This is a genomic window from Streptomyces poriferorum (assembly GCF_019399235.1).
GTDB classification, from domain to species: Bacteria; Actinomycetota; Actinomycetes; order Streptomycetales; family Streptomycetaceae; genus Streptomyces; species Streptomyces poriferorum.
The window spans coordinates 16,361-29,036 of sequence record NZ_JAELVH010000065.1 but is presented as its reverse complement, the minus strand read 5'-3'; the positions used below and the strand labels follow the sequence as shown (position 1 = coordinate 29,036).

The window sequence follows — 12,676 nt, the reverse complement described above, 5'->3', positions numbered from 1 at the left end:
GTGGTGGCCGGGGCCGGGGCAGGATCCGAAAGGACCCGGTCCGCGTTGGTCACGGCCTCCCGCTCGAAGCGGTCCGAGGGGTCGCTGACCCGGATGCCTCCGGGGGCCTCCGTGCCCTCCACCGGACCGCTGCGCTGCTGGATCACATGGGTCAGCTCATGGGCCAGCGTCGTCCGGCCCTGCGGTGAGGACGGGTCGTACGCGTCGCGCTGGAAGACCACGTTGTTGCCCACGGTGTAGGCGTGCGCGCCGACGCCCTTCGCCGACTCGTGGGCCGAGGAGTCGTTGTGGATGCGCACGTCGGAGAAGTCCGCTCCCATCCGGGCCTCGAGATCCGTGCGGGTATCGGTGTCCAGTGGAGCGCCGCCGCCGGAGGAGACGACGTCGTGGACCGGCGACCTCGGCTCCTCGTCTGACTGTTCCGGTGTTCCGGCCCTGGAGCGCTGGATCATGGGGCCGAGCGCGGCGTTGCCGACGCTCCGCTGGAGCACGCCCATGCCGGCCGTTCCGAGCACGTCCGCCCGGCCGGTGGCCGCCGCCCGGAAGACGTGGTGGGTGTCCGCTCCGGCGTCGCGGGCGTCCGAGACCACGGGGGCCTCGCCGTGCACATGCTCGTGCTCGCTCTCCCGCGCCGGACCGTGGTGGTCCTGTTCGTACCGGTCGCTGTGGTCCTGTGCGTTCATCGCCGTCTCCCTGACCCGCACCGTCGTGGGCGCGCGCACCACGCCCTCCTGCCGGTCCTCCACGTTCACGGCAGCGTCCCTGCCCCGTCCAGCCCGCCCCTGACGGGCCCGGGGCATCCGGCACTGCCTCTTGGGGCAGCCGGACGGTACGAAGGGGCCCCTGCCCGCACGCCAGGACCACGGTCCATTCCCTCGGGGGAATGGACCTGAATCCTCCGGCCCCGGTAGAACGGGCCCGTGGACTTCCCCCGCGCGTTACGCGACCGCCGCACCCGTCTCCGTCTGAGCCAGCTCGACCTGGCGCTGCGCGCGGGCACGACTCAGCGCCACCTCAGTTTCATCGAATCCGGCAGGTCCGCTCCCGGCCGGACCATGGTCGTGCGGCTGGCCGAGTCACTGGAGCTGCCACTGCGCGAACGCAACGAACTGCTGCTGGCGGCCGGGTACGCGCCCGCCTACCCGGAGAGTTCGCTCGACGGACCGGAGCTGGCCCCTGTGCGGGCCGCGATCGACCGCATACTGCGTGGCCATCTGCCCTGTCCCGCCATCGTCGTGGACCGGTCCGGTGACCTGATCGCCGCGAACTCCGCCTTCGGTCTGATCACCGAAGGCGCGGCTCCCGAACTGGTCGGCCCCGGCCGGAACGTCTACCGGCTCGCCCTTCACCCCGACGGGCTGGCTCCCCGTATCCGAAACCTTGCGGAATGGGCGCGCCACATCCTGGCCGGCCTCGGCCACCTGGGGGACCTGCGCGAAGAACTCTCCGGGTACGTGCCCGGTCTGGAGCCGTCCGCCGGGCAGCTCGGATTCGCGGTCCCGCTCCACCTGTGTTCTCCGTTCGGCGATTTGCGCCTGATGACGACGGTGACGACCTTCGCCACCGCCGTCGACGTGACGCTCGCCGAGCTGAGACTGGAGGCGTTCCTGCCGGCCGACCAGGAGACGGCAGAGGCCCTCTCGGCGGCGGCCCGGCCGACTGGGCCGACGGCCGATCAGGCCCCCGGGAACATGTAGTCGGCCTTGATCCGGTCGTGCTCGTCGAGTATCAGGATCTCCAGTCCGCCACCGACCACTTCGCCGGTGCCGGTGGACACCGTCTGCCAGGAGAACTTGATCATGTCGTGCAGGCGTACGGCATCGTTGCCCGAACGGAGGGTGAGGCCGGCCTCCTTGACGAACTGTTCGTGACTGCGCGCCACTCGGGTCTCGAAGGCGTCGATGCCCTGGGCCTGCAAGGTCGAGCGGTCGAAGCCCAGTCCTGTCGCGATCTCCCGTATCTCCACCGGGGGTTGCAGGAAGTGGGTGCCCTCCTCGGCCCACAGTTGCTCGATTGCTGCGCGGCGTGCGGTGGCCTCCGGCACCACCCACTGGGCGATGTATCGGTCGGCCAGGTCCTGAGGGTCGGTATCGGTCATGTCTGAACTCCTTGCCCGGTGGATCGCTTCTGGCGAGATCCTGCGCCGGGCACGGTGTACCGGCAATTCCCTGCCGGGAATGGGGGGCGGCCGGCCGGACGTGCGGTGCGGCCCCGGTTCCCATCGGGGCCGCACCTTACGGCGTCACGCGTCGGCGGTGATCACGTCACCCGTTCAGGACATGCCCTTGGTGGCGGCCCGCCTCACCTTGACCCGTTTGCCGAGTGTCTCGATCTGGTCGACCACCGACGCGCACACCGGAACCGCCCGCATGCTCGCTAATGCTCGAAAGTCGGTGACGGTGAACAACTCTTGACATGTCACTGTCGTTCCCGCGAGAGTCGTCCCCGCCAGTGATGCCGGTCGCGTAACGAGGAGCGTTGTCGCATGCCTGAAATCCCTGAAGTCTCACGCCGTTTGGTCCTGGGAGGAACGCTGGCCACCGGAGCGCTCGCCGTCGGGCTCGGATCGGCCGCGTCCGCGTCGGCCGCCCCCGGTTCCGCCGCCGCCTCCCTGCTCACCGAGAGCGCCGCGCCCCGCCGGGCCGCGGGTCAGAAGTCCATGGTCAACGTGCCCTTCGAACCCCACGAGACCGTGCGCGTCGGTGTGATCGGGCTCGGCAACCGGGGCTCCGGGATGACCACGGGCTGGTCCGTGATCCCCGGCTGCGTCGTCACCGCGGTCTGCGACATCCGCGCCGACCGCGCCAAGCGCACCGCCGACGGGCTCGTCAAGGCCGGAAAGCCGCGCCCGGTGGAGTTCGGCGGCTCCGACGGCAGCTACGCCGAGATGCTCAAGCGCGACGACATCGATCTCGTCTACATCGCCACGCCCTGGGAGTTCCACTACGAGCAGGGCAGGGCCGCGCTCCTGGCCGGCAAGCACGTGATCGTCGAGCTCCCCATCGCGACCGAGCTCGACCAGCTCTGGGACCTCGTGAACACCTCGGAGCGCACCCGCAAGAACCTGATGCTGTCCGAGAACTGCAGCTACGGCCGCAACGAACTGGCCATGCTCAAGATGGGCCACGAGGGGGTGTTCGGCGAGCTCACCAACGGTCACGGCGGCTACCTCCACGACCTGCGCGCGCTGCTGTTCTCCGACACCTACTACACCGACTCCTGGCGCCGGCTGTGGCACACCCGCTCCACCGCGTCCTTCTACCCCATGCACGGACTGGCGCCCATCGCCGCCGCGATGGACATCAACCGCGGCGACCGGATGACCACGCTGACGGCCACCGCGACGGCGCCGAAGGGGCTCGCCGACTACCGCGAGCGCTTCATGCCGAAGTCCCACCCGTCCTGGAACGAGACGTACATCAACGGCGACCTGGTCACCTGTCAGATCGCGACGGCGAACGGCCGGACGATCCGCGCCGAGCACGCGGTGAGCGCGCCCCGTCCGTACAGCCGGATCAACTCGCTGGTCGGCAGCCGGGGCATCTTCGAGGACTACGCGGGCACCTCGACGACCGACGCACGCGTCTACTTCGAGCCGGACCACGGCGGCGACACCTGGCGCGACTTCGAGACCTACCGCAAGGAGTTCGACCACTGGCTGTGGAAGGAGCTCGGTGACGAGGCCGAGAACGGCGGTCACGGCGGCATGGACTACGTCCTGCAGTGGCGCACGGTCCAGCTGATGCGGGCCGGTCTTGTCCCCGACATCGACGTGTACGACTCCGCCTCGTGGTGCGCGCCGGTTCCGCTGAGCGTCAAGTCCCTGGCCGCCAAGGGGCGTCCGGTGGAGATACCGGACTTCACCCGTGGCTCCTGGGTCAACCTGCGCATGGGGCTCGACTCGCGCACCACCGAGATGCCCCCCGTCGCCCCATGACCTCCCCCTCCAAGGAGCACACCATGAGAACGGCCCGACTGATCAACCCGCTCAGAGCCGCCGTGGCGGCGGCGGTCCTGTTCGTTCCCGCGCAGGCCGCGTCCGCCGCGCCCGCGCCGCCGGCCGCGGCCGCCGAGTCGCAGACCGAGGTGACCGTCTCCCCCGTCGACCTCGACGGGCCAGTCATCGCGACGGTGAAGGTCACGGTCAGGAACTCCGCGCCACAGCGCCTGCGTTCACTCAAGGTGTCCTTCGCCGGGCCGGTCGGATGGGCGGTCCAGCCGTCCGTGCAGAGCGTGTCCGGCTCCTTCGCGACGGGCGCCCCGGCCACCGCGACGTTCCACATCCAGGTGCCGGAGAAGCGTTCCGGGTTCGTGATCCGTACGTTCACGGCGACCGCCACCTACCAGGGCGGCGACGGCCTCGGAACGGCCACGGGCGTCCGGACCGACCGCTCCGGCTCACCGCAGGCGAACCTCGCGGCGGCGTACAACGGTGTGGCGATCACCGACGAGTCCGCCACGACGGCCGGGAACTACGACGGTGAAGGCAACAGCTTCTCGGCGCAGAAGCTCGCCGCGGCCGGTCTGACACCCGGAGCGAAGGTCGAGGCACTCGGCGCCGGCCTGACGTGGCCGGACGTGCCGGCCGGCACGAAGGACAACGTGGCGAGTGCCGGGCAGGCCGTCTCCCTGGCCGGCCAGGGATCCAGGCTGGTGTTCCTCGGCTCGGGCGTCGGGAGTGGTGCCACCGGCAAGGCCACCGTCTACTACACCGACGGCACCTCCACCACGGGGTCGTTCGGCTTTCCCAACTGGTCGTTCGACCCGGTCGACGCCCACGGCGCTACCCTGGTCGCGTCGACGGACGGCCGCAACCGGCCGGACGGGTACGGCAACGCCACGGTGAAGTACCGCGTGTTCGCCAACTCCATCGCGCTGGACCCGTCCAGGACGGTCGAGTTCGTGGTCCTGCCCGCGAACGGGAACGTCCACCTCTTCGACATGGCGATCGCTTCCTGAGCGCCGTCCACGAACGGCCGGGGCCCCGGTGACCGGCGCCGAGCGCCTGCCACCGGGGCCCCAATGACCGGTCAGCCGTTGGCGAGGAGCTGGAGCGTGTCGATGACACGGTTCGAGAAGCCCCACTCGTTGTCGTACCAGGCGACGACCTTGATGTGCCGGCCCTCGACACGGGTGAGCTCCGAGTCGAAGATCGACGAGGCCGGGTTTCCCGTGATGTCGGACGAGACGAGGGCGTCCTCGGAGTACTCCAGGACCCCGGCCAGCGGCCCGTCCGCCGCGGCGCGGTACGCCGCCAGGACGTCCTCGCGCGACACGTCACGGGCCACCGTCGTGTTGAGCTCGACGATCGAACCCACCGGAACGGGAACGCGGATCGAGTCGCCCGAGAGCTTGCCTTCGAGGTTCGGCAGCACATGGCCGATCGCCTTGGCGGCACCGGTCGTGGTCGGCACGATGTTCACACCGGCGGCGCGGGCGCGGCGGGGGTCGCGGTGCGGGCCGTCCTGCAGGTTCTGCTCCTGCGTGTAGGCGTGCACCGTCGTCATGAAACCGTGCTCGATACCGGCGAGTTCATCGAGGACCTTGGCCAGCGGCGCGAGTGCGTTGGTCGTGCACGAGGCGTTCGAGACGATCGTGTGCAGGGCCGGGTCGTACGCGTCGGTGTTGACCCCGAACGCGAGCGTGACGTCGGCGCCGTCGGAGGGCGCGCTGACGAGCACCTTCTTCGCACCGGCGTCGATGTGGGCGCGGGCGGCCTTGGCCGACGTGAAACGTCCGGTGGCCTCCAGCACGATGTCGACGTCGAGCGCGGCCCACGGGAGCTGCGCCGGATCGCGCTCCGCGACCACCTGGATGCGACGGCCGTCGACGACGAGGACGTCCCCGTCGAGGGTCACCGGGCGCCCCAGCCTGCCGGACGTCGAGTCGTAGGCGAGCAGCCGCGCGAGAGCGGCGGGCTCGGTGAGGTCGTTGACGGCGACGACTTCGAGGTCGCTGTCGCGCTCCAGCAGTGCGCGCAGCACGTTGCGTCCGATGCGGCCGAATCCGTTGATGGCGATGCGAGTCATGGGGTGTCCCTTCGTCCCTGCGGTTCGCCACCAAGGTTCGCTCGCCGCACCCCTGTCATGGCAGCGGCGTGAGCGCCACGGTTCGAAAGGATCACGCCACCGGGTGCCGGGCTACTCGGCCCGGGCGAAGGTGCGCCGGTACTCGCTCGGGGTGGTGCCCAGGATGCGCTGGAAGTGGAGCCTCAGATTGGTCCCCGTTCCGAGTCCGGTCTCGGCGGCGATCTGCTCGATGCTCTGCTCGGAGCGCTCCAGCAGCTCGCGGGCCACGTCGATGCGGGCCCGCATGACCCACTGCATCGGGGTGTACCCGGTGTCCTCGACGAAGCGCCGCGAGAGCGTACGCGGCGAGACCGCGGCGTGCCGGGCGAGCGCGTCGAGGGTCAGCGGCTCGCCGAGGCGGTGCAGTGCCCACTCGCGGGTGGCGGCGAACCGTTCACCGAGAGGCTCGGGCACGCTGCGCGGCACGTACTGCGCCTGGCCGCCGCTCCGGTAGGGCGCCGCCACCAGCCGCCGGGCCGCGTGGTTGGCCGCGGCCACGCCGAGGTCGCCGCGCAGGATGTGCAGGCACAGGTCGATGCCGGATGCGGCGCCCGCCGAGGTCAGGACGGTGCCCTCGTCGACGAACAGCACGTTCTCGTCGACCTGGACAAGGGGGTGCTTCGCCGCGAGCGCCCGCGCGTAGTGCCAGTGTGTCGTCGCCCGCCTGCCGTCGAGCAGGCCCGTTGCGGCGAGGGCGAAGGCTCCCGTCGAGATGGCCGCGAGCCGTGCGCCCCGGTCATGGGCGGCCACGAGCGCGTCGACGACGGGCTGCGGCGGGTCGTCCCGGTCCGGAAACCGGTAGCCGGGGATGAAGACGATGTCGGCCCACTCCAGCGCGTCCAGACCGTCGGCGACGTGGTAGGACAGCCCGTCGCCGCCGGTCACGAGCCCGGGCGCCGCGCCGCACACCCGTACCTCGTACGGCATGCTCGCGCGGGTCGTGAACACCTGCGCGGGGATCCCGACATCGAGCGGTTTCGCGCCCTCCAGGACGAGGACGGCGGTGCGGTGGAGACGGGAGGCTGACACGGGACACAGGGTACGAGGGACCCGGCCGCACCGGTGAACAGGCTGTGGCCCGTCGGCGCGGCCGGGTCCTTCGCGCCGGGTCTCAGCCCGCGAACCGGGCCATCCACGCCTCGACGTCGCCGGCCGGGCGCGGCAGGCCCGCCGACAGGTTCTCGTGGCCGTCCTCGGTCACGAGGAGGTCGTCCTCGATCCGGACGCCGATGCCGCGCCACTCCTCGGGGACGGTGAGGTCGTCGGGCTGGAAGTACAGACCGGGCTCGACCGTGAGCACCATGCCCGGCTCCAGGACGCCGCCGACGTACTCCTCGTGCCGGGCCTGGGCGCAGTCGTGCACGTCCAGGCCGAGCATGTGCCCGGTGCCTGCCATGGTGAAGCGGCGCTGGAGGCCGAGCTCGAAGGCGCGCTCGGCCGGGCCCTCGATGAAGCCCCACTCGACCAGCCGGACCGCGAGGTGTCGCTGGGCGGCGTCGTGGAAGTCGCGGTACGCGGCGCCCGGCTTGACGGCGTCGAAGCCGGCTTCCTGGGCCTCGTACACCGCGTCGTAGACCTTGCGCTGCACGGGCGTGAAAGTTCCGCTGATCGGGAGCGTGCGGGTGACGTCGGCGGTGTAGAGGGTGTGCGTCTCCACGCCGGCGTCGAACAGGAGCAGTTCTCCCGGGCGCACGGGGCCGTCGTTGTCCGTCCAGTGCATGATCGTGGCGTGGTCGCCCGCGGCACAGATGGTGCCGTAGCCCACAGCGTTGCCCTCGAGGCGTGCACGGCGCAGGAAGGTGCCCTCGATCCACCGCTCGGACGAGGCCACCGCGCGGGAGAGTTCGCCGACGGCGTCGGTGAACCCGCGCACGGTGGAGTCCACCGCCTTGCGGAGTTCGCCGATCTCCCAGTCGTCCTTGACGAGGCGCAGGTCGCTGAGTGCCTCTTCGAGGGCGGCGTCGAGCTCCTCGTCGGTGCTGACCGCGGCTTCCAGGGCCGGGTCGACACCGCGCACGATCCGGGTCGGCACACCGGCCGCGGCCGCCAGGTCGCGGGCCGCGGTGCGGACGTCACGGCAGGGCAGGCCGAGGACGCGCTCCGACTCGGCGAGGGAGCGGCGCCGGCCCATCCAGAGCTCCGCGGTGGGGCCGGTCCAGAACTCGTCGTTGTCCCTGCTGTCCCGCGGCCGCTGGAAGCAGTAGGCGTCGTGGCCGCCGTCCGGGCGCGGTTCGAGGACGAGCGCGCCGTCCCGGGCGCGGTCTCCCGTCATGTGCACGTACGCCGAGTGCGGGCGGAAGGGGTACGTGTCGTCGTTGGAGCGGACCTTGAGGTTGCCCGAGGGGATCACGAGGCGTTCGCCGGGGAAGCGCGCGGAGAGCGCGGCGCGGCGGAGGGCGGCGTGCGGGGCCTGCTCGTCGGGCTGCAGGTCGTGCTGCTCGGTGTCGGCCCATCCGGTGCGCATCAGGGCGGACAGTTCCTCGGAGATCCCTGAGTAGAGACCGTTCTTTCGGCCTTTCGCCACGTCATGCTCCTTCTTCGGGTTCTTCGGGACGGTTCCTCGGCGGCTGGGCCGAAGGGAGACCTCCGGACGTTCGCCTTCGCTGCCGCCGGCGGCTCTCGGACGCTATCCCGCAGACCGGGCACGCGGCGCACAGTCCCGCCACTGGCACAGATCGGCCAGGGCACGGGCGGAAGGCGCCGATAATGGCGGGTATGACGAACGTGAGACTCGGGGAGGCCCTTCGGCTTCTGGGCATCGACCGGACGGCGAGCGAGGTCTATCTGGCGTTGCTGGAACTGGCCCCCGCCCCGCTGGACGCGATCGGGTCCGCGGCCGGCCTCGGCCGTGCGGAGGCCGCCACGGCGTACGCGGCGCTGGTGGACGCCGGTCTGGCCAGTGCCGCGGAGGAAGGCGAGGACGTGGTGGCCCCGGTGCCGCCCACCGCGGGGCTCGAGGTGCTGGCCCGGCACCGCGCGGCCGAGGTCGAGGAGTCCCGCATCGCGGTCGGGGGCGCGTTCGACTCGTTCAGGCGGCAGCGGCTCGCCGCGTACAACGACCATCTCGTCGAGGTCGTGACCGGGGACGCCGTCGGCCCGAGGATCCGGCAGGCCTGGGCGAGTGCCCGGGACCAGATCCGGCAGTTCGAGTCACCGCCGTACTTCCCGCTGCCCGGGGCGACCGACGACGCGCTGGCCACCCTCGCCCGCGGGGTGACGCAGCGTGTCGTGTACTCGCGGGCGTCACTGGAGCATCCGGGGTATCTGCAGGACGTCATCGAGCCGTGTGTGAAGGCCGGGGAACAGGCCAGGGTTCTGGCTTCGGTGCCGGTCAAGCTCGTGATCATCGACGATGCGTACGCGCTCGTGTCGTCGTCGATCAAGGAGGCGGACGTGCACAACACGATGCTGGTCGTGCAGCCCTGCGGGCTGCTCTCGGCGCTCGTGGCGCTGTTCGAGCAGTCCTGGCAGAACGCGCTGCCGTTCCACGGCCGGGCCACCCGGCCGGGTGGGCTGCCACCCGCCGACCGCCGGCTCCTGTGGCTCCTCGCCGGCGGCGCGAGCGACGACGTGATCGCCCGCGAGCTGGGCATCAGCCGCCGGACGCTGTTCCGCCGCCTGTCGGTCCTGATGGCGCGGCTGGGTGCCGCGAACCGGTTCCAGATGGCGTTGCAGGCACAGCGCTCGGGGTGGCTGTGAGCGGGGCGGCCCATCCGGCGGGGACGGCCGGGGCCCGTGTGCGGGCCCCGGCCGCGGCCGTTCTCGATCAGACCAGGCCGGCCTTCGGCTGGGCCGGGTCTTCGAGGAAGCCGCCGGACTGGTGCTGCCACAGCTTGGCGTAGGCGCCCTCCGACGCGAGCAGTTCATGGTGCGTGCCCTGCTCGATGATCCGCCCGCGGTCCAGGACCACGAGCCGGTCCATGGTGGCGACCGTACTCAGGCGGTGTGCCACCACGAGCGCGGTCCGCCCGTCCATGAGCCGCCACAGTGCCTCCTGGACGAGGATCTCGCTCTCCGAGTCCAGGGCGCTCGTCGCCTCGTCGAGCAACAGAATCGGCGCGTCGCGCAGGATCGCCCGGGCCAGGGCGACGCGCTGGCGCTGTCCGCCGGACAGCTTCACGCCCCGCTCCCCCACCATCGTGCCGAATCCCTCGGGCAGCGCGTCGGCGAACTCGGTGACGTGGGCGGCCTCGGCCGCGCGGCGGATCTCGGCGTCGGTGGCGTCGGGCCGGGCGAACGCGATGTTGTCCCGCAGCGTGCGGTGGAACATCGCCGGGTCCTGCGGCACGTACGCGATCATGCTGCGCAGGTCCGCCTGGCGCATTCTGCTGATGTCCTGACCGCCGATCAGGATCCGGCCGTCGTCGATGTCCGTCATCCGCAGCAGCAGCCGGCTGAGCGTGGTCTTGCCTCCGCCGGACCGGCCGACGAGGCCGATCTTCGAGCCGCTGTGTACGGACAGGTCGAGGGACTCGAAGAGCGGCGGCGCTCCCGCGTGGGCGAACGTCACCTGCTCGAAGCGGACGTCGGCCGCCCCGGGCCGCAGTGGCTCCGGCGCCTCCGGGTCACGCAGGGCGGGCGGCGTCAGCAGCAGTTCGGTGAACTGCGCAGCCTCGGTCATCGAGCTTTCCAGCCGGCGGTAGATCTGGTTGAACTCGAACATGATCCGGGTCGCGTTGGAGTAGTACATGAAGGCGACGACCACCGCCTCCACTCCGTTGCCGCCTCCGCTGAGGGCGACGGCGAGCAGCAGGCCCAAGGCGTTGGTGAGCACGGACATCGGCGCGACCAGCGTGTCGATGCGGAGGTTTCCGTAGTCCCAGGAACGCAGGGTGAGCCGCCGCGACTCCGCGACGCGGGAGCGGTGCTCGGCGGCCTCCCGCTCCTCGGCGGCGAAGGCCCGGACGGTGTCCATGTTCATCAGGCTGTCGGCCACGTGTCCGGACACCCGGGCGATGGCCTCCTCGCGCTTTCCGACGAGGGCCTGACGGCGGCGGATGAGAGGGGCCGCGCACAGCGCCGTGACGGCGATCATCGTCAACAGGACGACGACGAGGAGTGGTTCGTAGCGCCACAGCACCACCGATCCGAAGATCAGCGGCACGAAGCTGCCCACGACGGAGAACGTCAGCGTGTCGACGAACTCCTCGAAGCGGGAGGCGAAGCTCAGGACCCGCTTGGTCAGCGACCCGGCGAAGTTGTCGTGGAAGAACGCGGTGTCCTTGGCGTAGAGCTCGTCCATGCCCTGCACGTACAGGTGCTCGATGCCGAGGGCGTCGAGGCGGTTGAGGAAGTGCACTCCGACGCGCCAGCAGATCTCCGCGAGCAGCAGCACGCCGGCGAAGGCGAGAACGTAGGGGAGCATCGAGCCGATGTCGTCGTCTCCGTCACCGGCGAGGTGACCGACGAGCTTCGCGACGACGAGCGGCGCGACGTAGCTGATGCCGATGTTGCCCAGTGCGGGCATCAGCATCGCGGGTAAGGTCAGCCGTTTTCGGCGGGTCAGTTCCCTTCCGTAGTAACGAAGTGCGAGGAGCACGGAGCCCCTGCCCGGCGCTTCGTGCGATTCAGGCGATCCCATAACAACCTTGTGTGGTCGTGCGGCCGCCCGCCACGTTCTGCTGCGGGAGGAGGCGCTTGCCCCACCGGCCGCGCGGAGCTTCGGTTTCGAGTGGAGTGCCCTCGCCGGGGTGGTCCTGCGGCACACGGCGCGCGGCGGTGTGCCGGAGTGAGTACGAGAAAGGGGCGGGCGAGGGGCTTCAGTGTCCCGCCTCTGCGCGGGCCGAGTCCAAGCGTTTTTCCCCGGCCTGCGATCAACCGATGACTCCTCGCTCCGGTTTCGGACTCCCGTACGACGGCCGCCCCTTGGGCCCGCCGAGCGAATCCGAGGATGGCGCGGGTGCCGCCGGGACGACGGCCAGGGCCACGGCCGGGGCCCGAGCCGGCACCGGGGCCGGGACGACGGTCGCCGCCGAGGCCCGAGCCGGAGGACTCTGCCGGCCCCGGGCTGGTTAGGCTGCCGGTCATGAATCCGGCCACGACCAGCGGTGCGATCCCAGAACCCGTCGTCCTTGACGCCTTGGCGCTGACTTCCGATCCGGAGCTGGAGGTCCGGTTCGCGGAGTCCTCCCACCGGATCCTGGCGGACCTGGTCGGTGGAGGTGCCGCGCTCGGCTGGGTCGCCCCTCCCTCGCGGGATGAGGTGGCGGAACTTCTCGGCCACGTCATCTCCGCCGCTCGGGCCGGTGATGCGGCCCTGCGTGCCGCTTATCTCGGCGGTCGGCTTGTCGGTCTGGGGTACTGGCTCCGCTACGTCCGGCCGACCCACCGGCCCCACGCCGACCTGGAGAAGATCGCGGTCGATGCCGCTGTCCATGGCTGTGGCGTCGGTCGGGCGCTGACCACTGCCTTGATCGCTGACGCCCGGGAGGCGGGCATCGAGGTCCTCACGCTGGATGCCCGTGGCGACAACACCGGTGCCCTGCGCCTCTACCGCTCGCTGGGCTTCACCGAATACGGCCGCCTGCCGGGCTTCGTCGCCGTCGGCGAACTCCGCTACGACAAGGTCCTCTGCATGCTGGACCTCCGCCAACAGGATTGACCAGCGG

The 12,676-nt window shown here is 71.0% G+C and carries 11 protein-coding genes; 5 read left to right on the top strand and 6 right to left on the bottom strand.

The genetic code is table 11. The features are described from left to right. The coding region (locus tag JGS39_RS14360; protein WP_219569405.1) for an eCIS core domain-containing protein at positions 1 to 683 on the bottom strand (683 nt) is incomplete at its 3' end. Between the two features lie 237 nt (positions 684 to 920). Between JGS39_RS14360 and JGS39_RS14355 the strand changes: the two genes are divergently transcribed. Further along, positions 921 to 1,697, top strand: coding sequence for a helix-turn-helix domain-containing protein (locus JGS39_RS14355; RefSeq protein ID WP_219569399.1), 777 nt, complete (start codon positions 921 to 923; stop codon positions 1,695 to 1,697). Here the strand turns inward: JGS39_RS14355 and JGS39_RS14350 are convergent. Next, the gene (locus JGS39_RS14350; RefSeq protein WP_219569397.1) at positions 1,676 to 2,098 is read right to left on the bottom strand and encodes a hypothetical protein; all 423 of its coding nucleotides are present in this window, start codon (positions 2,096 to 2,098) and stop codon (positions 1,676 to 1,678) included. The two genes, JGS39_RS14355 and JGS39_RS14350, sit on opposite strands and share 22 nt — an antisense overlap. A 387-nt stretch (positions 2,099 to 2,485) precedes the next feature. Between JGS39_RS14350 and JGS39_RS14345 the strand changes: the two genes are divergently transcribed. Then, a complete protein-coding gene (locus JGS39_RS14345; RefSeq protein ID WP_219569395.1) occupies positions 2,486 to 3,937 on the top strand; it encodes a Gfo/Idh/MocA family protein in 1,452 nt (483 codons plus the stop codon). 23 nt (positions 3,938 to 3,960) lie between these two features. Further along, positions 3,961 to 4,959, top strand: coding sequence for a beta-sandwich domain-containing protein (locus JGS39_RS14340; RefSeq protein ID WP_219569393.1), 999 nt, complete (start codon positions 3,961 to 3,963; stop codon positions 4,957 to 4,959). 71 nt (positions 4,960 to 5,030) lie between these two features. Here JGS39_RS14340 and gap read toward each other — a convergent pair whose 3' ends face one another. The 3 genes from gap to JGS39_RS14325 all read right to left on the bottom strand — a co-directional run bounded on the left by gap (position 5,031) and on the right by JGS39_RS14325 (position 8,592). Continuing rightward, entirely contained in the window at positions 5,031 to 6,029 is a 999-nt protein-coding gene (gene gap, locus JGS39_RS14335; RefSeq protein WP_219569391.1) for a type I glyceraldehyde-3-phosphate dehydrogenase, read from the bottom strand. Positions 6,030 to 6,140: 111 nt separating this feature from the next. Beyond that, the gene (locus JGS39_RS14330) at positions 6,141 to 7,097 is read right to left on the bottom strand and encodes a GlxA family transcriptional regulator (protein WP_219569389.1); all 957 of its coding nucleotides are present in this window, start codon (positions 7,095 to 7,097) and stop codon (positions 6,141 to 6,143) included. Between the two features lie 82 nt (positions 7,098 to 7,179). Then, entirely contained in the window at positions 7,180 to 8,592 is a 1,413-nt protein-coding gene (locus JGS39_RS14325; protein ID WP_219569387.1) for an aminopeptidase P family protein, read from the bottom strand. A 191-nt stretch (positions 8,593 to 8,783) separates the two neighbouring features. Here JGS39_RS14325 and JGS39_RS14320 point away from each other — a divergent pair, with 191 nt between their 5' ends. Further along, positions 8,784 to 9,767 (top strand): helix-turn-helix domain-containing protein, encoded by a 984-nt coding sequence (locus JGS39_RS14320; RefSeq protein WP_219569386.1) that lies wholly within the window; start codon positions 8,784 to 8,786, stop codon positions 9,765 to 9,767. A gap of 67 nt (positions 9,768 to 9,834) precedes the next feature. Here JGS39_RS14320 and JGS39_RS14315 read toward each other — a convergent pair whose 3' ends face one another. After that, the gene (locus tag JGS39_RS14315; protein WP_219569384.1) at positions 9,835 to 11,649 is read right to left on the bottom strand and encodes an ABC transporter ATP-binding protein; all 1,815 of its coding nucleotides are present in this window, start codon (positions 11,647 to 11,649) and stop codon (positions 9,835 to 9,837) included. Between the two features lie 444 nt (positions 11,650 to 12,093). Between JGS39_RS14315 and JGS39_RS14310 the strand changes: the two genes are divergently transcribed. Beyond that, a complete protein-coding gene (locus JGS39_RS14310; RefSeq protein WP_219569383.1) occupies positions 12,094 to 12,669 on the top strand; it encodes a GNAT family N-acetyltransferase in 576 nt (191 codons plus the stop codon). Positions 12,670 to 12,676: the final 7 nt, after the last annotated feature.